Consider the following 22,554-nt stretch of genomic DNA (forward strand, 5'->3'; position numbering starts at 1 on the left):
CCACCTGCGGGAAGCACTTTTTTAAATATCCAAAAATAGCATCACGCTAAAAAGGACATTGATCAAGAAGACGAACATAAAAATATACCTAACTTGCCTCACCTGAAAATCACCAAAGATAAAAATATAAAGCCCTGCGATACCAAGCGTCAGTACAGGCTGAAGAAACGGCACGAAAAGCGAAATGCCGTAACCGGCTCCTATGATGACAGGAAGCCATAGTAAATAGAGGTAACTGCCATTTTTAGATTTCAAGAAACCACTCCCTCTCTTTCTTCTATCTGCTTGATTTCAGGCTGAACAAACTTGAGTCCAATCATTGTACGACCTCGCTTTTGTGATGTCCAAATCGCAATCGCCGGCTGATCCGTTAGAGATTCTGTGTCAATGGTGATCAGCACTTTCCCATCTAATTCAATTGAATCTTCAAACTCAATTTTGCACCCAGATAAACTGATATCATGTATGATCACCGGCATCTTCTCTGCTAGTCGGTCCTCATAGGCGATCGTACCTGTCACACCTTGCAAAGGCCTTCTCATCCATTTGCGACGCAGAGCCTTTGGTACCTTCTCCGTTTCTCTTAAAAAGCGGAGAAACGTGCGAACAGCATGAGATTTTTTCTCACGATCCGTCACCGCTACATGCTCTCGTGTGAATAAGAAACGGATCAGTGATAAATACTCTGATTTTTTGGTGTCAGTAAAAGCAACACCAACCATCAGCTTGTCTCCCTCTGGATAACTCCAAACCACATCACACGCCACACTTTCATCCTCTGAAAAGAATAATTGCGTTTGTCCTTGATAAAGAGAAGACGCTTGGTCCAATGGAATGGATAGACGCGCACCTGAATCACTCATATCTAGTAGAAAACAAACAATCGACTGATCTTGATGATCAGAACGCAGATGCCCCTCTTTTTCAATGACAAATCGCTCTGATTTCCGGTAACGCGGTCGATCAAACGCCACTAGCAGTGCCATGGATAGACCTGCACCGTTATAAAGCACCCAAAAAATATTAATCAACATGAGATCAGCGTTCATCGTCCCATTTACCTTCACATCGTAACCTATTTTCACAAGGGCAAGCAATGAGAGCAGCAAGAAGATCAGATGGGGAATCATCGTTTTCAAATGAAAATGCCTTTTGTCCGTTTGAATTCCCTTCGGTGTCACCAGAAATTCAACCCGTTTTTTCAAGAACAGTTCACTGAGTGCCACACCAGCTAAGTGGAATGCCATTGAACTTTCATAAATATGACTCCAAAACATACTTCTTTTTTGATTCGACACAAGTTTAAATGCTAAATACGAGCTAAAGAACGCCGGCAGCCAAAACATGAAAACGGACTGGAAATCTGCCCAGAAACTTTGAATACCAAACAATAAAAACAAAATCGGTGTGAGAATGTAAATCATTTTAAACAAACCGTTAAACCAATACACAATGCCATCTAAATAAAGAACACGCTGCATCAGCGTTAAGCCGCGCACCTTCAAAGGATTAAACTTACGGGCACACTGAATGTTCCCTCTCGACCAGCGATCTCTCTGCTTTAACAGATCAAGCCAGCTTTCAGGTGCCAGACCGACGGCTAATACTTCTCCGACAGACACAGATTTGAATTTCCCCTGGAGAAGCATTCCTGTTGCCATGTCTTCTGTAATCACTCCAGTAGCAAATCCGCCAATTTCATCTAATGCCGTTCTTCTAAATACCGTATTACTCCCAACATACATGACGGCATTAAACCGATCCTTACCAGCTTGGAGAGTTTGCATGAAGAAGTCCTGCTCATTTGGAATTCGATCTTTCGAGAACATATTATATTGGAAAGGATCTTCGTTATAAAACGCCTGTGGAACTTGAACAAACGCAGTTGCTCCATCATGAAAATAGGGCACTGTTTTTTCTAAAAATGAAGGAAGAGGGACCATATCTGCATCAAGTGTCAGAATCAGCTCTCCATCCGTTTGAGACATCGCATGATTTAAATTACCTGCCTTAGCAAATCTGTTATCTGTTCTTGTCAGATAATGGACACCAAACTCAGAAGCAAGCTGCTCTACAGCTTCCCTATTGCCATCATCACATAAATAAATTTGAACGCTTTCCTTCGGATAAGAGAGATTCAAACAACCTGCAACAGTGCGTTTCAGCACCTCAATCGGTTCATTATATGTAGCTATGAAAATATCAACTGTTGGCAGCCTTTCAAGATCACTAATCATGACTTGTTTCCGATTTGAAGGCTTCCAAACAAGTGTATAAAACACAAGCAGCTGGATAAATCCAATGCATTCACAGGCAACAAGCAAAATGCCCATGACAATATTAAAAGTACCTTCATGCGGCAATGTAAAGAAGAGACGCCAGCAAATATAGGCAGCATTTGTTAACACACAAAGCACAATGATGATTTTTTTCACAGTAGAGGCCATTGGCTGGATACGATATATCATATACAACAAAGACAAAATACAAAGCATAAACAGCGGGTAATACGTGGTGATGAATGACAAAACATTTTCCTTCTTTCTTATGTCATAGAGGACTATCACATATAAAATGTCATAGCAAAGGAGGGGATTCTTCCATTACATTGCCCCTCCATTTCTATATAAATCATTTCCACAATCGATCTAACTGATTTGAATAAAAGTCAATGGCCTTTCGATAACTCAAAATAGCAGGATCGTTTGTCGTCTCAGTTAAACAGTTCAGTAATATTTCCATTGCTTTGCTATGTTCATTTAAATTATACAAAGTCATGGCATAAAACGTTTGAATGGCTTTATTATGCGGATAAGCTTCCATCGCATGGAGGAATATCTGTTTTGACTTTTCATATTCCCCTAAGGTTCTGTATGTACTTCCTAATCCTAAGAAAGCATCTTCTCTTTCTTCTGAAGACAAACCTAGCTCAAGCGCCCTCTCATAAAAAAAGACAGCTTGTTTTTCCTTCCCTAACACATCATAGCTCCAAGCACATTGATAGTGAATGGAGGCATGATCTGGATACTCTTCTACAAGACGGATGAGCATGTCATTGGATTCTTGAAGATGTCCATTTTCTCGAAGTTCCATCGCTTTCAGAAGTTTCGTTTCCATTACATCACCCCTATTGTTAAGATGGCTGGAAAGATATGTTTACGAGAACACTTTCTCATTCCGCTCAATCATCCGCGTCATGTTTTTCTCAAACTCCAGCTGTTCCTCGGTGGTCAACCCTGAAGCGGTCAGTTGCTCGCTCAGCTTTTGAAGTTCTTCTAGTAAAAGACGCATGAGAAACGCACAGTCAATGGGTTTTCCAGTTAATTCTGATAGGGATGCCATCGTATCAGGCTGTATATCAGGGAATACCGCTTTCACCTCATGCCGTTTATCCTTTAAGGCCGCCTCATAAAAACGGCGAATCAAATCAGCTCGTTCCCGGCCGCTTCCATCTGCACACAAATAGATTTGCACAGCGACCCCTCCGCGTAATCTACGCTGAGAAATGCCGGCAAATTTCTTTCCATTGATGCTCAAATCGTAGCTACCTGGACAGTAAGAGCCGACAATTTCATAGGCTTCAATGTCCACCTCATACATCGACAGCATCCGGCGGATCAATTCCACCATCGCATCATATCCTCGGTCAATATCAATGCCCTTCTTTTGTTCCGCAAAGATTAAAGACACATTCAGTACGCCTTCATCCAGCACAACAGCAAGACCGCCTGAATTGCGCACAATGACGCGATATCCCTCTTCCTCAAGAAGCTTTACACCATCTTGGAGAAATGGAAGTCTTGTATCCTGAATCCCAAGAACGATCGTATTGTGGTGCACCCAAGAACGCGCTGTCGCTGGCGAGAGTCCTTTCCCGACCGACGCACAAAGCGTATCATCCATCGCAAAAGATTGCTTTGGATCTACATAGAGTCCAAGGCTCGATTGATCTATGATTCGCCATGTCGGCTGTGTCAGTAACTCAATAGGTTCATTTTTCATGTCCTGCATATCCTCTCGTTCATAAACTGTGTTTATTATAACATGGAGGGAGAATGAGAGAGAAAAAAGCTCTATGACAAGGAACGTCACAGAGCTTTTCAACTGGATGCTTTGGTTTTCTTGTTCTTCCTTTTCGCGATGAAATAAACAGCTGTAATTAAAATGACAGGAACCCCAACCACGAGGCACGCAGCGATCAATGTGTTCCACGGCAAATCGATCATCTCCTTAATAGACTAAACTTCTATGAAACAGCCGTGACTTACCCAGCTTAACAAGTCTTCAGCCACCAATTCCGCATGCTGAGGGTCCATCACACCAACATCGACGATCCACACTTTTTTCTCCTCTTCTGCCTGCCGCATAAGAAATACCCGCCCGCCGCCATCGTCACCAATGGCTACATAGCCGCTTGCATAATGATGGACTTCCCATGTTTTATTGCGTTCCACTATGTCCTCAGTTCCGTATAGTAGAACATCGCCTTCGACGGAACATCCATTTGTCTGTTTTAGCAAGGTCTTATAAGCATGGGGTAGCAGCATGTTTAGCTGGGATTCTGCCTCTTTGATATGTATATCACTTGCTGGTTTGTTTATGACCAGGTTGGGAATCTGAGAAAAATGAATCATTTTGAAAGCCTCCTAAAAGGTTGAACTAGCGTTTATTCAGCTGATTTTGTCATAATCATTTTATACACCCGCAGGAGCACCTTTAATAGAAAATAGAAAATGATGACATCGAGTATAAAACCTAAAAATAGAAATTCAACACCATAATTTGAATGCAGGACTAGCCAATCAATGGGAAAACCTCGATAATCCGAACCGGCATGTGGGACATAAACCCCTCTCATAAAAGCTGTCCCAATGACGAGAAGAACACTGATGCTTAATAGCCAATTGACTGTTTTTTTGTTGATGTGTTTTTTCTGATTCATACGAATTCCTTTCTGTGTTTTTGTATCGCTTTCTAATATAAAGACTTCTACCTATCACTATATAATCAATACAACAATTCTTTTAGTAGACTTTCCGCTTTATGTAACTCATCTAAAAATGGATTTAGATAATCATTATGACTATCCAAGTAAGCCCTAACTCCGCCAATGATAAAGATCTTTTGGAGATCATCATTGGCTTGCATGATTCTTTGGGCATTCTTGTATCTTCTATATATTAATTCAAGTACACCTTGATGGATCTCTTGCGAATATTCTTTTTCTAGGATGTTGATGACCGTTTGGATTTGTTTCGTTAGTTCTTGTTTTTTGTTCATTTTGTTCTCCTATTTACAGCTTTTTGGAACAAAAACAAAGCCGATGCTCGAATCGTTATATTTCGAATATACAAAAGACCCTCTTACAGAGGGCTCTTATTACACCTATTGTTTTTATTCTTCAAGGGATAATTCCCATAACTTTTGACCGTTTGCTAAATACACTGCATTAGGTGGATCATCATAAAGGGATATTTCTACTAAAGACCTTTCTTCTCCTATCAACCAATCATACACTCTGCTTTCTTTATTTGGAGACGATATGATGTTCTCTACTCTAAAAGCAACGGCATAATATTCAACGTAATTGATATCATCATCCTCTAACCCATTATCAGTTTCGTAAAGTGTGTCTGGTTTCCCTATGATCTTTAATCCGTTACCCCACTCTAATATCAGCTCTTCCCCGCCGTAATCATCTAATGTTTTTATTAAAGGGTTATATTCCATAAGTATCCACCTTTTTAATTTAATTCTAATGGTTTTGAAGGTACGATATGAGCACCATCTTTTGAATAATGTATTGTGCCTCTAGTAGTCTCTATATATTGTTGAGTTTTCATATCATAAGTCTTTCCTATCTTTTGACCAAAATCTATAACTTCTCTCCCGTTTTTTAGGAATTCCCCTCTACCAGCGTATTTATCAAGCAATTCTTGTGCCTTTTTATTATCTCCGTAAAAAATGCTTTTCTTTTTTCCGTTTGCTACTTCTTGCTTGTAATTTGGTGTTTCCGGAATATGTTTTTCTTGAGCTCCTGATTTTACTTTTGCAGGGAAACCATTTACTTCACGGTAAGGTCCTTTAGGTACGGATTGTTTACCGTAAGCAGGTGTTTTAACCCTCTTCACATTCTTCCCTTGCTCCAACCTAAAAACATATTTCCCAACCTTCACTATTTTCGTGATTGGGATGATAGAGGCTGCGGATAAAGCTTGGTCTGTGCTGCTGATGTTTCGGCTGGTTTCTGGGTCTTTGCCGGTGACGGCTCGATAACCGTCATAGATTCCGCTGTATTCTAGGATGATGTTTTCGGTTGTTGAGACAACTTCACCGTCTAATATGCGTTTCGCATTGCCTCGGCTCCGGCTTTCTGGGATTTTGTCTACTTCTTCTATTCTAACTTCACCGTTTGCGATATACGTTCGGATGATTTGTTTATTGGCGTAAACGGTGTATCGGCCGCCAATAAAATCAATATCGGATGAGTCGGTGACGACTTCATCTGCTATATCGAATTCTTTTAATTTTTTAATGCCTTTGACGTTGTATAGTTTACCATTTATGACCCTGATGTCTCTATGAATCTTGTTTTTCCCGTTCACAGCTTCCCTTTGCAATGTCGTAAGTGATGGATCGTTTGCTGTGACTTGTTGATTAATGTTTTTATGAGATTCGTCCCGAACAACCGTCTCCACATTCGCCTGTTGTTTCTCTCTCAGCTTCTTCAGCATGATCATCATCGGGTTTTCTTTCGTGTTGTCTATTTTGTCATTCAATCCACTGATGGTGCTGCTTATTTTTTCTTCTTTTCCATTTTTGAAAATAGATCCTTTTTGATAGCTCGTGATGTCGATTTTTGGACCAGTGAACATGGTGCTTAAAGTATTGATGTATTGCTTCATTGTTTGCAATGCACTTGTTGTTTCGTTCATAGCACTTGTTTGTTCTCTGTCAAAGGCATGGAGCAGTCCAATGGTTCTGGATGCCTCAAGCCACGCTTTTTGATAGTTCTGTTGAAAAGCAGACTCGTCTACATGAGGCAAGTGAACGATATGACTGACCCTGCCGATCGCCTGGCTCACATCTGAAACAATGTCAGAAATCGCTCGCTCCGCTTTTTTTAAACCTGAATCAAGTTCGTGTTCGATGAATGTTTGTGAAATAAAACCGTGTTGATTTGATTCAAGGGCATGAAGTGCCTGTTTTGTTTGTTTGAGCGCAGAACTGTATTCCTCAATGACAACCTGAAAGAATTGCAGGAAGGGAATATGGCATTCTGTATAAAAGGAGCGGATGGCTTGTCCTGCCTCTCCCTTTAGTGCGCCATCAAGTGAGATGATCTGTTGGATTTGTTTTTCTATGGAGCTAATCTGTTGTGATTGCTGCTTCAATGTATTCAGCGTTTGGTCAATTCCGTTTATTAGCGCAAAAGCATCAAGGGTTTTCATTGCGTTCTCCTTTATTTTCTTTTACTGCTGGAAGCAAGCGCCTTGTCCGTTTCGATCATGGTGTTCACCGCTTGTTCTGTTTGTACAAGTTGTTTCTGAAGAATGTCTATATAGGATGTACTTAATTCGTTCAGCTGCTGATTGATTTTTTCTAATGTGTCTGCCGTCAGGAGCTGATTTCTTCCTTTGATGGTTGTTGGAAGTGTTGCATTCATTTGAGCGCCTGATTGTTTTGCATGCTGTAATACTCGTTTGACCTGACTGGCATCTATTTTAATTTCTCTGCTCATGTGACTACCCTCTTTTTTCTTTCAGTTGTTTCTGCTTTTCTATCTCTATTTTTCTTTCAACCGAATGAATTTCATGTTCTAATGAATGGATCTCTGATTTTAAGTCGCTGATTTTCTCATCAATTCGGTTCACTAGATTGGTCAGCTGTATACTTTTTATCTCTTGACTGGCGGATGCCATCTCGTCTCGAATGTCATCAAACGTATCTGCGAGATGGCCAAACCATGTATGTGATGTCAGATCTGGATGAGTCATTTTTTTGGTAGCATCTTCCAGAGCAGACTTTGCTTCTTTTATTTCTTTTCGACTCATGCTCAGTTCTGTGATTTGTTCTTTTTTTATGGATATGTCTGCCTTTAACGAATACAAGGCTGTTGTATAACCGATGATAGCTCCAGACATCGTCAAACACCTCTATTCCTCAAATAGTCCTCCGTTATGTTACCATTTACTAGCACAAGAGGCATATGATTGAAAACGAATTCACTAAAAAATGAATCGTATGTATTGGGTTTTTATACCTAATTCACACGCACAAAAAAGCTGAATTCATCAACTGAATCCAGCTTTTCATGCTTATTTGAGCGAATCACCTGCTGATGCTGATGGATGATCGCTAAATGAGGTGTCTTTCTTCTCAGGGATATAATGGAGTGAAAACCCGACAAGGCTAAAAAAGGCACTTAACACCAGTGTTGGGTTTTTAAATAGGTTTGTACTAGCAATGATCATATCTCCCTTTTGCAAGAGTATTCCTAGTATTTGACCGAATACCAACAACGTTCCTGACGTTAGAAATAGGACAAGCAGCACTTTAAATAAGAATTCCATCAATACTCTCATCTGTTTCTCCTTTCTATACGGGAAGTATCTCCATTCCAATGAGCCAGCCAATGCCAACGATCGGAAGCATATAATAGAGGATCAGTGGGATAAAGGTTTTTTCTGGTCTGGCCCCTGCAAGACCAGAAGCGATAAATATGGACCCTGATGCAGGCGGGGAAGCGCCTTCAGTTGATGAAAAAGCAAGAATGGCAACTACAGCCACAACTGGGTCCACTCCAACTGAGATTAAAGCTGAAAATGAGACAAGTCCAACTGCTGTTAATGTCGCTGTTGAAGATAGAGGGCCTGCCACCAGTGTGACAAGAACACCCACAATGAGCACCATGAGCCATTTCGGAATGGCAAGTACTGATGTGATTTGCGTCAAATCATCTGCGAGCCCTAATTCTGCAAGCACTTGACTAGCAGCCACCGCAAACAGCATCAAGGCTCCGATCGTTGTAAACTTAGGAATAGCCGACTTGAAAAACTGAGACCAATCAAGTGCAGACGCCTTTTTTCTTCCAATTGTTAGACTAATTAATATCATGAGAATCGGAATCCACGTAATTAAAGAAATTTGATCCATTGCCTCCGGTCCGATGTTTGGATTACTTTTTAAGTAGTTTGCAAACGGACCAATGGTGATCATGATAGGAATCAAGGCACCGAAAAAAATAAAGATCGACTTCCACCCTTGTTTCACCGCTTCCCAGAAAGGAAGAATATCATCTGGCGGCATGGCCTGAATTTTATTCTTTTTCACCAGAAGATACACCAAAATAAATCGGTATACGACTTGATACAGTCCTCCTATTAGAAGGGCAATATATAAATCTCCCTCAGATACAAGGGCGGCAACCGGGGCAAACCCAAGCATGATAAACATGGAAGAGTTCGGAGGCAGTGCCGCTCCAAGTCCGCCATTCCCTGCTAGAATCGTGGCCGTATGGGTCCGGCTCCACCCGGATTTAATCATCCAAGAGGCCGTGATAGAGCCAGTCGCAGCTGTGTTTGCAGAATTTGAACCTGAAAGAGCGCCTAACACTGCTGAACCTAACGTACTCATATAAGCCGCTCCACCAGGAAGTTTGCCTACAACCGAATTTAGGATTCGTAAGAGTGCATGAATTAATTCCAACTTTTCGATTAAATAGGCCATGAATACAAATGCGACAGCTGCATAAAGCACCTCATATGTGGATGCAAATATTAAACCATCCCAGAAAAGTCTTAACGCATCCAATCCGCCAAATAATGTGGTCGCAATAAAGCCTAGTAGCATGGCTTCTCCCATATTCCGTTTCACCATAACATTCCATATAATGATGACAGCTATGAACACAATCAACGCAATAAAACCCATATCGTTTCTTCGCCTCCCCTTTATAAAATAAAACGCTTACAATTTATTCCCCTTGCTGCATCACGTCAATGACTTCTTCCCAGCTAGCAGGTTTTACCCCGTCAAATCGTTCAGCAAAGTGAAAGTCTGCTAATCTCTCAAGCTTCTGTTGTGCTGCCCGAGACATGCTGGCATCAATCTCTGCTTCATCTAGCATTTCAATAGAGCCAAGCAGCTCAACCGCCCGTCTTTTTGCATGCAATGCACTCCCTGTCACAAGACGGTTCATGGTCTCTTCAAAATTTTTGCTATCGATTGTATCGCTTAGTGAAGAAATCACTTGATGTTCCACATTATATTTTTTGGAAATTTCCAAAAATTCAATCAATAGACCGACAATCCCCTTCATATAAATGCTTCTGATTAGCTTTAGTGCCGAAGCATCTCCTGGCTGGTCACTAATTTTTGTGATATTCATGCCATAAGCATTCATCACTTTCATGAATTGGTCAACTCCACTGCCGCTTGCCGTGATCGGAACCTTGTGTTTGTTGATTGGAAGAGGCCCTAGCATGGCGGCATCTACAAATAGAGCTTCTTGCTTTTCAATTTCGTTTGCTACTTGTTTTTTGATGTCTGGTGTTGATGCCGATACATCGACATATAATTGATTCTTTTTCAAACTTCCCGATACGGATTGTGCCACTTCTAAGGTTTTATTCGCTGGCACAGCTGCAATCACAAGATCAGATTTCTCAATGACTTCGCTAATACTGCTCGTTAATTGAACGCCTGTTTGCGATGCTTTTTCTTTCAATGAGCCAGCTAATTTCTCATTTTTTAATAGGACATCATACGCATAAAATTGATTTAATCCTTCTGTTTTCAATCCCGTTGACAGCTCATATGCTGCTTCACCATATCCGATAAAGCCTATTTTCATCACCGATTCCCCTATCCTTGAAATTTTCTCATTCTGCCTTCCAGCCATGCCGGTGCTAAGAGACTGATGTCTTGCTTTCCTTCGTTCACATACTGTTGAATCGTTTTTAATCTCTGATGTTCATACGCTTGTTTCTCTTCCGCTAGTGTCAGCAGGTGTTCCGCCTTTTCCTTTGGAACGATGACGACTCCATCATCGTCAGCAATGACTAGATCACCTGGGGCTACTTTGACACCGCCGCACGAGATGGTTTGATTCAATTCCCCAGGACCATCTTTATAAGGTCCGTTTGGCATAAATCCCTTACTGTAGATTGGAAAAGCCAGCTCCTCTAAAGAGAGTTTGTCGCGAACAAGCCCGTCAATCACGATTCCTTCTATTCCTACAGCCTTTGCTGAATGTGCCATCAATTCCCCTAAATAGGCATGACCCTTATGGTCTTTTCCATCAACAATCAGTACATCTCCTTCTTTAGCAGAGTAGATCGCTTGATGAAGAAATAAATTATCCCCTGGCCGTAAGCTAACAGTAAAAGCTGTGCCGACTACATTCATGCCTTTCGCAACTGGTTTGATCTGATGATCCATCGCGCCGGTGCATCCCATTACGTCTGACAGCAAGGTCGAGTTAAGCTTTTTTGCCCTAGCGATAAGATCATTTGACACGAAATGAACAGTACTCATTGTTTCCATCATCCCCTTTGAGTTATATTCATTACACTTATTTTTATTAATGTAATATTTATTACTTTTGTGATATGATCATACCACCTCATTTTCAATTAGTAAAGCGCTTTCAAAAAATAAAAAAATGAGTTCCACACGACTAATGTGTTGTGTGGTAACTCATTTTCGTTAACATATGATTGATTTGATCTAAACGTGGTTTTGTTCTTTCAGGATCATTCATCGCTAAGGCACTTAAAATGTAATCGACGATAAAGATAGCAGATACGACAGAGTTATGAGAGCCTACACTTGCTGAGGAACATGGTAATACATATTGTGCATATTTGGTTAGTGGAGAGCTGTAGCTGTCTGTGATTAAAAGCACTTCCACCCCATAAGACTTCGCTGCTTCCAACAAGTCCTTCATGCGTTTTGCATAACGCGGATAGCTGACCGCTATAATGAAATCACTAGAGTTGAAATGAACCAAATCATCCACCCAGTCGCTTTTGTCTGCATCAATGTATTGGCAATTCCCCAATAACCGATTGATTCCGAGTGACAGATACTCACCAACAGGTCTTCCACTTCGAACACTTGTACACAAAACGTGGCGTGCGCTGGCTATTTTCCCAACAATCTGCTGAAAGGTTTCTTCCGTGATATTGTCTAGTGCATACTGGATATTTTGAAATTGCAGTTCTACATGGTCATGCAGGAGCTTATTCTTATTTGAATGCTTGAGATTCGCTTCAAGTCTCGTTTGAGGGTCGGCTTTATGCTTCATAGCTGACTGAAGCTCTTTTTGGAATTCAGAAAAACCGGAATACCCCACAGCAGCAGAGAAGCGCATGATCGTTGCTGTACTCGTCCCGACTTTTGACGCCAATTTATCGACAGTTAAAAAAGCGACTTCCATTGGATTTTGTACGATATAATCTGCAATTCTCCTCTGCGCATCGGTTAAAAATGCGACCTTATGCTGAAGTTTATATATTAAATCCTCCATTATAGCACCTGCCTATCCTATCGGCTTTATCTACGATTCGTGTTTTCTTTTCACCCTTTATTGTACACATTTGGACAACATAAAAAAACAGCCAGCACGAATCTATCGTACTGACTGCTCTAGTCGAGATGCTATTTTATAGTGCTTGAGCTGCTGTAATCAGCGCAAGATTATAAACGTCTTCGGCATTACAGCCTCTTGAAAGATCGTTTACTGGCTGATTTAGACCTTGCAGGATTGGACCTACAGCTTCAAAGTTACCTAAGCGCTGGGCAATTTTGTAGCCAATGTTTCCTGCTTCAAGGCTAGGGAAAACAAATACGCTAGCATCGCCCTTGATGACGGAATCTGGTGCTTTTTTCGCTGCCACTGAAGGAACGAAAGCTGCATCGAATTGGAACTCCCCATCAAGAACAAGCTCAGGTGCTTTTTCTTTTGCAATGCGAACCGCTTCAGACACTTTGTCTGTTTCGTCTGATTTTGCTGAGCCTTTTGTTGAGAAGCTAAGCATCGCCACACGTGGTTCAATGTCAAACATTTTTGCTGTGTTTGCACTTTCGATCGCAATTTCAGCAAGATCTTGGCTGTCTGGTGCAATGTTGATCGCACAATCAGCAAACACATATTGCTCTTCGCCGCGAGCCATAATGAAGACGCCAGAAGTTTTCTTTACGCCTTCTTTTGTTTTAATGATTTGAAGTGCTGGGCGCACTGTGTCAGCAGTTGAGTGTGCTGCTCCGCTTACAAGGCCGTCTGCAAGACCTTTATACACAAGCATTGTACCGAAGTAGTTTTCATCCAGTAATGCTTTTCTCGCTTGCTCTTCTGTCGCTTTGCCTTTACGTCTTTCAACGAAAGCTTGCACAAGATCTTCAAAACCTTCATATGTATGAGGATCATACACGTCAACACCATCAAGTGTAAGACCTAATTCTTTTGCTTTTGCTTCTACTTCTTCCTTCTTACCTACAACAATTGGCTGCAATACTTTGCCATCTGCTAGTTTTTGAACGGCTGTTAGAATGCGTTCGTCCATTCCCTCAGGAAAAACGATCTTAACTCCTTTACCTGCAACCTTTTCCTGAACTGTTGAAAAAATATCTGCCACTTCAATACCCTCCTTGATTTTACAAAAAAAGCGTTCTCTTTTAAGCATACTCTTCTTCTACATAAATTCAAACTACCAACTTACATTATAGCGCTTACAATTTAAATTCTTATTTTTCAAACTAATTAAATCAATTTCTAGAAAAGCGTTTTCGTCGTTCAAGTTTTGATCACATCTTCATTTGGACAAACTGTGTTATAGTTGGAACAGATGGAAAACTGTAAATAGGAGTGAAATAAATGAGCGAACAACATACAACAAATGAAGCAGCTCAAACACTAGATGGCTGGTATGCGCTGCATGATTTTAGAACGATCGACTGGACGGCTTGGAAGCTGCTGACAAGCGATGAGCGTCAAGCCATCATTCATGAGTTCACAGGTCTATTAGAAAAATGGAAAACAGCCGAGCACAATCAGGCTGGAAGCCAAACAATCTATAGTATTGTCGGCCAAAAAGCAGATATTATGCTCATGATTTTACGTCCGACCATGGAAGAACTAGGTGAAATTGAACTTGAATTCAACAAGACACGACTAGCTGAGTTTACGATTCCAGCTTATTCTTACGTGTCAGTTGTTGAACTCAGCAACTACTTAGCAGGAGGCGGAGATGGCGGAGACCCTTACGAGAACCCGCATGTACGTGCGCGCCTCTATCCAGAGCTTCCTACTTCTCAATATGTCTGTTTCTATCCAATGGATAAAAGACGTTCTGGCAATGACAACTGGTACATGCTTTCAATGGATGAGCGCAAATCCCTTATGAGAAGTCACGGCTTAATTGGCAGAAGCTATGCTGGGAAAGTAAAACAGATCATTACAGGTTCTGTTGGCTTTGATGATTATGAGTGGGGCGTCACTCTTTTCGCTGACGATGTGCTTCAATTTAAAAAATTGGTTTACGAAATGCGATTTGATGAAGTGAGTGCACGTTACGGCGAGTTTGGTTCCTTCTTTGTTGGAAACCGATTAGCAAACGAGCAGCTAGCGTCTTATTTCCATGTATGATAAACTCTTAAGGCTTCGGATCTCTCCGAAGCTTTTTTATGTATTTGTTTAGAAAGGTGATCATATCATGAAAAACATCATTTTCAGGATAAGTAAGAAACAAAACTAAATGAACATCATTTTATTTCTTTAGCCTACTTTCAATAAATTGAAGTGTGTCGGCTGCTATTCTATTTCTAGATAGTACAATTCCCGCATGCCCACAACTGTATATGTGCCTTTGAGGTTGATTCCAGCTATTCCACAGAGTATCAGCATCGTTTATGTCGATATACATGTCATATTTTCCTGATATTAAGAGTACATTTTCTTTGTCTACGAGAAGTTTTGCTTTACTAGGATTCATAATATCCCAAGCTTTGTCGAGCTCTTCATACGTTGTTCCATGTTCCTCCAGATCTCTTCGTATATACTTCCCAGGAAGAGTGTTCCAGATGGAATGCGCAATATTATTCGCATAAAAAGCTGATACAACAATATTCACATCTTTCTCGACTGTTGCTAATAAGTTTGTTAGCCACCCTCCTAAACTAATACCAACTACAATTATTTCTCCACCTTCATTTTCCTTGATCCATTTAATCAGCCCTCTAAGTTCAACAATAGCTTGCTGGGAGGATTGCACTGTTCGACTGATATTGGCGCTAATCATGTGTTCACCAGAATATGTTGAATTTTGTGGTTCTCTATCGAAATGATAAGGCAGCGTGTAGTAATACATGTTCCAATCATAATTTTTAACGATCTTATCGTGATAAATCTTCTTGATTCTGTCGTATGAATCCATTCGCCAACCATGTACGAAGATTACATTGGGCTTGTGCTTTGACTCTTTTCGTAAAAACACTTCCCCAGAAACCTTGTCATTCTTATCTTCACCAGATTTGATGCTTGAATGAAAAGAAAAGATTCCACTTTTTAAGTTTGCTGTATGGTTATTGATGTGAAATTCTAAATCAATTGGCTGAGCACTAAAAAAAAGATCCCTATCACATACGTCAATAGGCAAATGATTATAGTGACTTTCTTTGCTTCTTGTTCTGTGCATATCCATTAATGCTACGTAATCTATTACTTTTAAAAGCTTCAAAAGATTTAACTCCTTTAATCACAAATGATTACTATACGAATATTTTAGTATAGAGGAAAAAGGACCTGAGGGCAGGTCCTTTTTCTATTTCACCACGGTCATTTCTGGCTCTTCTATTTGTTTCACACGTTCCTGAATGGGATGGGTAAAGGAATGCTCTGATAAGACAATATGAGAGACCGTTTTTGTAAAGCCAGACACATCTTGAATAAAGGCTTCAATTTCTTCAAGAGAAGAAACAGACAGCTTAATGAAAAAACAGGACTGTCCTGCCACTCGATAAGCAAAAAAGGCGCGTGGATGCTGGTTCATAAATGTCACAAAACGCTGATACTCCCCATTTAATACGGTGACTTCCAGTAAACAGTCTATCATCAGACCCAGCTTTTTATAATTGACTTGAACAGAATACCCTTCGATAATCCCTGCATCCTCTAGTTTTCGCACTCTTTCTGCTACCGCAGGCGCCGATAAATTCACTCGTTTGGACAATTCCCTCATTGATAAGCGGGCATCTTCTCTCAATTCGTTTAAAATATGCACATCCACATCGGTGATTTTCATTCGTTACGCTCCTATCCCAAAATCGTTCCATTTGAAAAGTATTTTATGATGATACTTATGATACGAAATGTAAAATAAAACTAAATAATGGTAGAATTTATTTTAACGGAATTGAATGAAAAAGCAAGTATGGAGGGATCACTTGATGAAAGAATCTTTAGACAGCCAGGCTTCTAAAACATTTCCCATCACACTTGCCATTGCACTCACACTTGGCGTTTTTGCGGCGGGATCGGAGGAACTGGTGATTTCACCACTGCTGCCTGATTTATCAAACTCCTTTCAGCACTCTCTTGATGTTCTCGCTCTTTCCATCAGCATTTATGGGTTAGCTGTGCTGGTTGGAGCTCCGCTACTCGTTCCTTTAGGGGACCGATATTCAAGAGAGCTGTGTTTGATAATTGGGCTGTCCTTCTTTTTAATTGGAACAGTGATGTGTGCTGCTGCCCCAAATTTGGCAGTGTTTTTTGCAGGCCGTGCTATTTCTGGGCTGGCGACAGGTGTATTTGTGCCAACAGCCTATGCTCTTGTGGGCGACCGGGTTCCATACGAATACCGCGGCAAAGTGATGGGACTCATTGTATCGAGCTGGTCTCTTTCTCTTGTCCTTGGTGTGCCCATTGGCGCCTTTATCGGCCAGAGTTTAAACTGGCGCTGGACGTTTTGGATCTTCGCTATGATGAGTCTCATTGTCCTGCTGCTCGTCATCCTTGAATCAAGAAAACAAGTCAGAGCAGCTGATCCGAAGGCACCTCAAGCTAGAGAGACAACAGGCTCTTTATGGGGAGCTTTGAAAATTGATCGTGTGCCTGCCTATTTGACTGTGACGTTTTGCAATATGCTTGGATTTTACGGCATGTACTCGTTTTTAGGTGCTTATCTGCAAAGTCTGTTTGATGGCGGACAATCAACAGCTGGACTTCTTATTATGGCTTATGGCGTCGGCTTTTCTATGAGTATGTTTACTGGAAAATTAGCAGACTGGTTCGGTAAAACCCGTTCCCTTGTCTTCGTGCTGGGTGGAATTGCGCTTGTTCTAGCCTTGCTTCCTTATGCGCCATTCTCGTGGATGTTGCTGATTTTCGCCCTATTTATTTGGGGTGCAATGCAAAGCTTATCTGTCACGCTTCTAAGCACCGTTCTAAGCGACTGCTCTCAAACCCATCGCGGGAAAGTGATGGCTTTTTACAGCCTTGCCTCCAACCTTGCTGTTATGCTCGGTTCCGCACTGATGGGACCCGTTTATGTCCATTTCGGATATCATACGGTAGGTCTTGTCTGTGCATTGATCACACTTGTTGGTTTTATCATCAGCTTCGGCAGCTATAAACGAGAACGTGCCTTACAGAAAAAACAGCCAACTACACTTGAAACGTAAGCACATTTCACTGCACATCTCGATATGTGCAGTTTTTTAGATCAATTTTTAATATCATCATATATTACATTTTTTATAAAATTTGTTGACAATTGCCAATTTTAAATTTTATAATCTAGTAAAAATTTGAAAAAGATTGGATGGTAAACATGATCCTAAAGAATGATGATGTGTTTCATTTCAAAGAAGAGCCAAGCCCTTCACCCAAGATGTTTACAGTCAACACACTAGGCCCTAAGGGGACAAGCAGTGAATACGCAGCAAAACATTTCATCTCTCAATCCACCACTACACTCGGCACTCATACGAAACTATCCCTTTATGACACATTCGAAACTTGCATTGAACATACTCTCTCTCAACCACTTCAATTTACTCTCGTTCCACACGCATATGAAGGCATCAAACACTTCTACATGAGACCAGATCTACAGCTTTTACAAATTTTCAGATGTGACACGCCCATGTATGGTTTGGCTGTCAGACCTGATTTCCCATTCAATGAACAAATGCTCCACCATTTAAAAATTGTCTCACATCCTGCACCTGTCAATTTAATTCAATATTTCATTCACCAAAATGCTGAATTTGAACTTGTTAATTCTACAAGTACTGCCGCGCAGAAAGTAAGGGACGGCGAATTTGATTTTGCTTTAACGAATGAGGTGGCAAGAGCCACATATGGCCTCATCTTCATTCGAACGTTTAAAAGTATACCCATGAGCTGGTCCATATTCGGAAAAGGAGAGATGTAAGATGCAAACTGAACAAAAGACGCAAGAACGATATTTTCCTCAAGCGAAAAAATTAGAATGGGATAATGGCGTTATCCAATATTCCACTGTAAGAGGCGGTACGGAAGTGTTAATTTCATACGTCCCTCCCCACACAATCATTGAACCTCACGAACATCCCGAAGCACAAATCGGCATTGTATTAAAAGGCGAGCTTCAAATGACTGTCGGCCAATCGACTCAACTGCTCACCCCTTTAGAATCAGCCTATATCGCACCACCGTTTGTCCCTCACGGCGCTTCAAATCTGACAGATGAAGAAGTGATCGCCATTGATATTAAGAGATTAAAGGATGACGAAGAATATACAGCTCCACCCACTTATTTCTTAGACATTTTCAAAACACGGGATTTACTCCCTGGCATGGAAGTGACTTTTTTTGTGGAGGATTGGATGGAGCTGATGATTGCCAATATCCCTGGAAACGGCGGAGAAATGCCTTTTCATAAACATAGAAATGAACAAATCGGCATTTGCATCAGCGGAGGGTATGATATGACAATCGAAGGCTTTACAGAAAAGATGGAATTTGGCACCACCTATTTCTGTGATCCAAGGGAAGATCATGGGGCCATCAATCCAAAGCCAGAAGCATCAAAGTCTATTAATCTCTTCTTCCCTCCTCGCTATAATCGCTTAAAACCAAAGGCATCTAAGGTGAAGAAATGAAGCTGGACGGAAAGGTTGTCCTTATTACAGGAGGTGCGTCGGGGATTGGGCTTGCTGCTGTCAAGCTCTTCCTCGAGCATGGAGCAAAAGTAGCTGTCGCTGACATCAATGAAAGTAGCGGCAACCAACTCATTGAATCATTGCCGCATGAGCACCTTGCATTTTTTAAAACAGATATTACGAAGGAGTCTGACTGTCACCAAACCGTTCAGAGCGTGTTGAGCCGATTCGGTGCCATTGATGTCCTCATTAACAATGCAGGCATCGAAATTGTCTCACCCATTCATGAGATGGCACTGGAGGATTGGCATCGTATTCTTCAGGTCAACCTGACCGGCGTCTTTCTCATGAGTAAGCATACATTGCCGCATATGCTTGAAAAGAAGAGTGGAAGTATTATCAATACCGGATCTGTCGGAGGTCTTGTGGGCTGGCCTGACATTCCGGCATACAATGCAACAAAAGGCGGTGTCATTCAGCTCACCAAATCAATGGCCATTGACTATGCCGCTCATCAAATCAGGGTAAATTGTATTGCCCCTGGCATCATTGATACACCATTAAACGAGAAGTCCTTTTTAGACAACCACACAGAAAGTCTCGAGATCGTCAAAAAGGAAAAAGCAAAGGTGAATCCTATGTTACGACTTGGAAAACCTGAAGAAATTGCTGGCGTGATGCTGTTTCTCGCCTCTGACCTATCCAGCTATATGACTGGAAGTGTCGTCACTGCAGATGGCGGTTACACCGCTAGATAAAAGGAGTGCTTTCATTGAGTAAAAAAACTGTACTTGTCATTGCTGATCTAGGTGGGTGCCCGCCCCATATGTTTTATGAAAGCGTGGCGGCATCATACCATATCGTTTCTTATATCCCAAGACCCTTTGCGATTACAAAGGGACATGCCAAGCTAATCGAAAAATACTCCATTGCCGTCATCAAAGACCGTGATTATTTTGAGACACACCCTTCTTTTGAACACCCTGATTCTATTTACTGGGCACATGATGATTATCCAAAATCAGAAGAAGAAGTTGTGGAAGACTTCATTCGAGTGGCTTCCTTTTTCAAAGCAGATGCAATCACGACCAATAATGAATTATTCATTGCACCGATGGCAAAGGCCGCTGAACGTCTTGGGCTACGAGGCGCCGGTGTCAAGGCAGCCGAAATGGCGCGTGATAAAAGCCAAATGAGGGCTGCATTCAACGCCTCTGGTGTCAAAGCGGTGAAAACTCAGCCTGTCACGACTTTATCTGATTTCCAAAAAGCCATTGAGTCTATCGGAACACCGCTCATTTTAAAGCCTACATATTTAGCCAGTTCTATTGGCGTCACCTTGTTTCATGACAAAGCCGGAAGTGATGACTTGTTTTTACAAGTACAATCGTATTTGGAAACCATACCAGTCCCAGACGCTGTCACGTATGAAGCACCGTTTGTCGCTGAAACGTATTTAGAGGGTGCTTACGAAGATTGGTATGAAGATGAAGGATATGCTGATTATGTCAGTGTAGAAGGGCTGGTCGTAGAGGACGAATATCTCCCTTTTGTCATACATGATAAAACCCCTCAAATCGGCTTTACAGAAACGGCTCATATCACTCCGACAATCTTAGACAATGAAGCCAAGCAAATCATCATTGAAGCAGCAAGGAAGGCAAATGAAGGGCTAGGTCTTGAACATTGTGCAACCCATACAGAAATCAAACTCATGAAAAATCGAGAAACTGGACTGATCGAATCAGCGGCTCGATTCGCTGGCTGGAATATGATCCCGAATATTAAAAAGGTCTTTGGCGTCGATATGGCCAAGCTATTGATTGATGTATTAGTTGATGGAAAAAAGGCTGTACTGCCAAAACAGCTGCTTTCTGGACATACATTTTATGTAGCGGACTGCCACCTGTATCCTCAGCATTTTAAAGAGAGTGGGCACATACCACCTGAATCCACACATATCACCATTGATCATGTGTCTATTCCGCAGGAAGCATTCGTTGGAGATACTGCGATTGTCAGTCAATCATTCCCTGCCAAAGGGACTATGGTGGATCTTGATTTATTTGAAGCTTTTAATGGAATCGTATCTCTTGAATTAAAAGGATCATCCTCACAAGATGTTGCCGCGTCCATCCGCAACATTCAGAAACAGGCAACGATTCAGTTAATGGATGAATTAGTGAAGGGATAGAAAGAGAGGCTGCTGTGGTGAAAATGTTAGCATCTAAAATGATTGAACGGCTGCCTGAACAGAAATTCGGCACCGTCTTTGAAAAAATAGCTCAAAAGACAAAAAACGGAGCAAACATCATGAATCTAGGTCAGGGAAACCCTGATCTACCAACTCCTCCCCATATCGTGAGTGCCCTACAGGAGTCAGCGGGTGTTTTGCCATTTCAACAATATGCCCCTTTTAGAGGCTTTGACTTTTTCAAACAAGCCATTGCAGATTTTTATAGATCGGAATTCGGTGCTGAGATTGATCCGCAGAAGGAAATTGCTCTTTTCACTGGCGGAAAAACGGGGCTGTATGTCATGAGTCAGTGTCTGCTTGATCCAGGAGATATCGCACTCGTTCCCGATCCAGGATACCCTGAATATCATTCAGGCATTTTGATGGCGGACGCCAAGCCATACAGTATCAAACTTGAAGAGAAAAATGGCTATTTACCAGATCTCTCCTCAATTGATCCTGACATAGTCAAAAAAGCAAAAGTACTGTTCTTGAATTATCCGAATAACCCCACGGGTGCTGTTGCAAATGAGGCATTCTTTGAAGAGGCTGCTGCCTTTGCGGCCACTCACGAGCTGTATGTTATTCATGATTTCGCCTATGGTTCATTTCATTATGAACAAACACCCGTGAGCTTCATGAATACTCCTCTCGGGAAAAGTGTAGGAGTGGAATTATATTCTCTATCAAAGACTTTTAATATGGCAGGATGGAGAGTCGCTTTTGCTGTTGGAAATGAGGAGATCATCCAAGCCATCAACACCTTCCAAGACCACGTGTTTGTCAGTATGTATGGCGGATTTCAACATGCAGCGACTGCTGCCTTGCAAAGTGATGACCGTCATATTCAATCATTAAAGGCGATATACCTTGAACGAATCAATTTCTTCATCCGGCAAGCGGCGAGAAAGCTTGGCTGGACAATCGAACGTCCACCCGGCGCCTTTTATTTATGGGCTCCGATTCCTGATGACTTTGAACATTCTCATGCCTTTGCTGACTATTTACTCGAACATGCCGATGTTGTCGTCACGCCCGGAGGAGTATTTGGAGCCAATGGAAGCCGTCATGTACGCATTTCAATGGTTGCCCCGATTGAGGAGCTTGCTCTCTTTATCGACCGCCTGTCCATCCTCCCCATTCGATTTCATCAAAAAACCCGCCTATAGCGG

Annotated in this window: 26 protein-coding genes; 7 read left to right on the forward strand and 19 right to left on the reverse strand. The window is 41.5% G+C overall.

From position 1 onward, the window contains the following. Window positions 1–21: 21 nt before the first annotated feature. The 17 genes from ABG082_RS17430 to pta form a co-directional block, all read right to left on the reverse strand. On the reverse strand, window positions 22–255 hold the full coding sequence (locus tag ABG082_RS17430) for a DUF5970 family protein (RefSeq protein ID WP_144667651.1): 234 nt from the start codon (window positions 253–255) through the stop codon (window positions 22–24). Then, on the reverse strand, window positions 252–2,528 hold the full coding sequence (locus tag ABG082_RS17435) for a glycosyltransferase (protein WP_348936310.1): 2,277 nt from the start codon (window positions 2,526–2,528) through the stop codon (window positions 252–254). Before ABG082_RS17435 ends, ABG082_RS17430 begins: the two co-directional genes overlap by 4 nt. Before the next feature lie 103 nt (window positions 2,529–2,631). Then, on the reverse strand, window positions 2,632–3,117 hold the full coding sequence (locus ABG082_RS17440; RefSeq protein WP_348936311.1) for a tetratricopeptide repeat protein: 486 nt from the start codon (window positions 3,115–3,117) through the stop codon (window positions 2,632–2,634). A 39-nt stretch (window positions 3,118–3,156) separates the two neighbouring features. Continuing rightward, window positions 3,157–4,002: a biotin/lipoate A/B protein ligase family protein gene (locus tag ABG082_RS17445; RefSeq protein WP_348936312.1), complete on the reverse strand. Its 846-nt coding sequence runs from the start codon at window positions 4,000–4,002 to the stop codon at window positions 3,157–3,159. 236 nt (window positions 4,003–4,238) lie between these two features. Next, window positions 4,239–4,634 carry an SMI1/KNR4 family protein gene (locus ABG082_RS17450; protein ID WP_348936313.1) on the reverse strand — a complete coding sequence of 132 codons (396 nt, stop codon included), beginning with the start codon at window positions 4,632–4,634 and terminating at the stop codon, window positions 4,239–4,241. 32 nt (window positions 4,635–4,666) lie between these two features. Next, window positions 4,667–4,942, reverse strand: coding sequence for a hypothetical protein (locus ABG082_RS17455; RefSeq protein ID WP_348936314.1), 276 nt, complete (start codon window positions 4,940–4,942; stop codon window positions 4,667–4,669). 65 nt (window positions 4,943–5,007) lie between these two features. Continuing rightward, window positions 5,008–5,280 (reverse strand): hypothetical protein, encoded by a 273-nt coding sequence (locus ABG082_RS17460; protein ID WP_073413031.1) that lies wholly within the window; start codon window positions 5,278–5,280, stop codon window positions 5,008–5,010. Between the two features lie 114 nt (window positions 5,281–5,394). Beyond that, window positions 5,395–5,730 (reverse strand): hypothetical protein, encoded by a 336-nt coding sequence (locus ABG082_RS17465; protein WP_073413033.1) that lies wholly within the window; start codon window positions 5,728–5,730, stop codon window positions 5,395–5,397. Between the two features lie 14 nt (window positions 5,731–5,744). Then, entirely contained in the window at window positions 5,745–7,451 is a 1,707-nt protein-coding gene (locus ABG082_RS17470) for a T7SS effector LXG polymorphic toxin (protein ID WP_348936315.1), read from the reverse strand. Window positions 7,452–7,462: 11 nt separating this feature from the next. After that, on the reverse strand, window positions 7,463–7,741 hold the full coding sequence (locus ABG082_RS17475) for a YwqI/YxiC family protein (protein WP_008343583.1): 279 nt from the start codon (window positions 7,739–7,741) through the stop codon (window positions 7,463–7,465). Between the two features lie 4 nt (window positions 7,742–7,745). Then, window positions 7,746–8,144: a DUF5082 family protein gene (locus tag ABG082_RS17480; protein ID WP_348936316.1), complete on the reverse strand. Its 399-nt coding sequence runs from the start codon at window positions 8,142–8,144 to the stop codon at window positions 7,746–7,748. A 174-nt stretch (window positions 8,145–8,318) separates the two neighbouring features. Continuing rightward, complete coding sequence (locus ABG082_RS17485) at window positions 8,319–8,585, reverse strand: hypothetical protein (protein WP_017360098.1); 267 nt, start codon at window positions 8,583–8,585, stop codon at window positions 8,319–8,321. A gap of 13 nt (window positions 8,586–8,598) precedes the next feature. Then, window positions 8,599–9,933, reverse strand: a complete 1,335-nt coding sequence (locus tag ABG082_RS17490; RefSeq protein WP_050826709.1) for a TRAP transporter large permease subunit — start codon at window positions 9,931–9,933, stop codon at window positions 8,599–8,601. 43 nt (window positions 9,934–9,976) lie between these two features. After that, window positions 9,977–10,855: a prephenate dehydrogenase/arogenate dehydrogenase family protein gene (locus ABG082_RS17495; RefSeq protein ID WP_348936317.1), complete on the reverse strand. Its 879-nt coding sequence runs from the start codon at window positions 10,853–10,855 to the stop codon at window positions 9,977–9,979. A gap of 11 nt (window positions 10,856–10,866) precedes the next feature. Then, window positions 10,867–11,538 (reverse strand): RraA family protein, encoded by a 672-nt coding sequence (locus ABG082_RS17500; RefSeq protein WP_348936318.1) that lies wholly within the window; start codon window positions 11,536–11,538, stop codon window positions 10,867–10,869. A gap of 142 nt (window positions 11,539–11,680) precedes the next feature. After that, window positions 11,681–12,532, reverse strand: a complete 852-nt coding sequence (locus ABG082_RS17505) for a MurR/RpiR family transcriptional regulator (protein WP_041091375.1) — start codon at window positions 12,530–12,532, stop codon at window positions 11,681–11,683. 136 nt (window positions 12,533–12,668) lie between these two features. Beyond that, window positions 12,669–13,640 (reverse strand): phosphate acetyltransferase, encoded by a 972-nt coding sequence (gene pta, locus ABG082_RS17510; RefSeq protein ID WP_008343597.1) that lies wholly within the window; start codon window positions 13,638–13,640, stop codon window positions 12,669–12,671. 239 nt (window positions 13,641–13,879) lie between these two features. Between pta and hemQ the strand changes: the two genes are divergently transcribed. After that, window positions 13,880–14,650, forward strand: coding sequence for a hydrogen peroxide-dependent heme synthase (gene hemQ, locus ABG082_RS17515; protein ID WP_224558801.1), 771 nt, complete (start codon window positions 13,880–13,882; stop codon window positions 14,648–14,650). Window positions 14,651–14,771: 121 nt separating this feature from the next. Here the strand turns inward: hemQ and ABG082_RS17520 are convergent, their stop codons facing one another. Next, window positions 14,772–15,740, reverse strand: coding sequence for an alpha/beta hydrolase family protein (locus ABG082_RS17520; RefSeq protein WP_348936319.1), 969 nt, complete (start codon window positions 15,738–15,740; stop codon window positions 14,772–14,774). 84 nt (window positions 15,741–15,824) lie between these two features. Further along, window positions 15,825–16,304 (reverse strand): Lrp/AsnC family transcriptional regulator, encoded by a 480-nt coding sequence (locus ABG082_RS17525; RefSeq protein ID WP_008343601.1) that lies wholly within the window; start codon window positions 16,302–16,304, stop codon window positions 15,825–15,827. 145 nt (window positions 16,305–16,449) lie between these two features. Here ABG082_RS17525 and ABG082_RS17530 point away from each other — a divergent pair, with 145 nt between their 5' ends. The 6 genes from ABG082_RS17530 (at window position 16,450) to ABG082_RS17555 (ending at window position 22,551) form a co-directional block, all read left to right on the forward strand. Then, a complete protein-coding gene (locus ABG082_RS17530; RefSeq protein ID WP_039963017.1) occupies window positions 16,450–17,682 on the forward strand; it encodes an MFS transporter in 1,233 nt (410 codons plus the stop codon). A 149-nt stretch (window positions 17,683–17,831) separates the two neighbouring features. Then, window positions 17,832–18,437: a bacilysin biosynthesis protein BacA gene (locus ABG082_RS17535; protein ID WP_047945786.1), complete on the forward strand. Its 606-nt coding sequence runs from the start codon at window positions 17,832–17,834 to the stop codon at window positions 18,435–18,437. A 1-nt stretch (window position 18,438) separates the two neighbouring features. Continuing rightward, on the forward strand, window positions 18,439–19,146 hold the full coding sequence (locus ABG082_RS17540; RefSeq protein ID WP_008343606.1) for a cupin domain-containing protein: 708 nt from the start codon (window positions 18,439–18,441) through the stop codon (window positions 19,144–19,146). Beyond that, complete coding sequence (locus ABG082_RS17545) at window positions 19,143–19,904, forward strand: SDR family NAD(P)-dependent oxidoreductase (RefSeq protein WP_008343608.1); 762 nt, start codon at window positions 19,143–19,145, stop codon at window positions 19,902–19,904. The genes ABG082_RS17540 and ABG082_RS17545 overlap by 4 nt, the downstream gene beginning before the upstream one ends. Window positions 19,905–19,918: 14 nt before the next feature. Further along, the gene (locus tag ABG082_RS17550) at window positions 19,919–21,340 is read left to right on the forward strand and encodes an ATP-grasp domain-containing protein (RefSeq protein WP_348936320.1); all 1,422 of its coding nucleotides are present in this window, start codon (window positions 19,919–19,921) and stop codon (window positions 21,338–21,340) included. 17 nt (window positions 21,341–21,357) lie between these two features. Further along, window positions 21,358–22,551, forward strand: coding sequence for an aminotransferase class I/II-fold pyridoxal phosphate-dependent enzyme (locus ABG082_RS17555; RefSeq protein ID WP_213407064.1), 1,194 nt, complete (start codon window positions 21,358–21,360; stop codon window positions 22,549–22,551). Window positions 22,552–22,554 lie beyond the last annotated feature (3 nt).

The sequence above is a fragment of the Bacillus sp. BS1807G30 genome, from assembly GCF_040047675.1.
In the GTDB taxonomy this organism is placed as follows: Bacteria; Bacillota; Bacilli; order Bacillales; family Bacillaceae; genus Bacillus; species Bacillus altitudinis.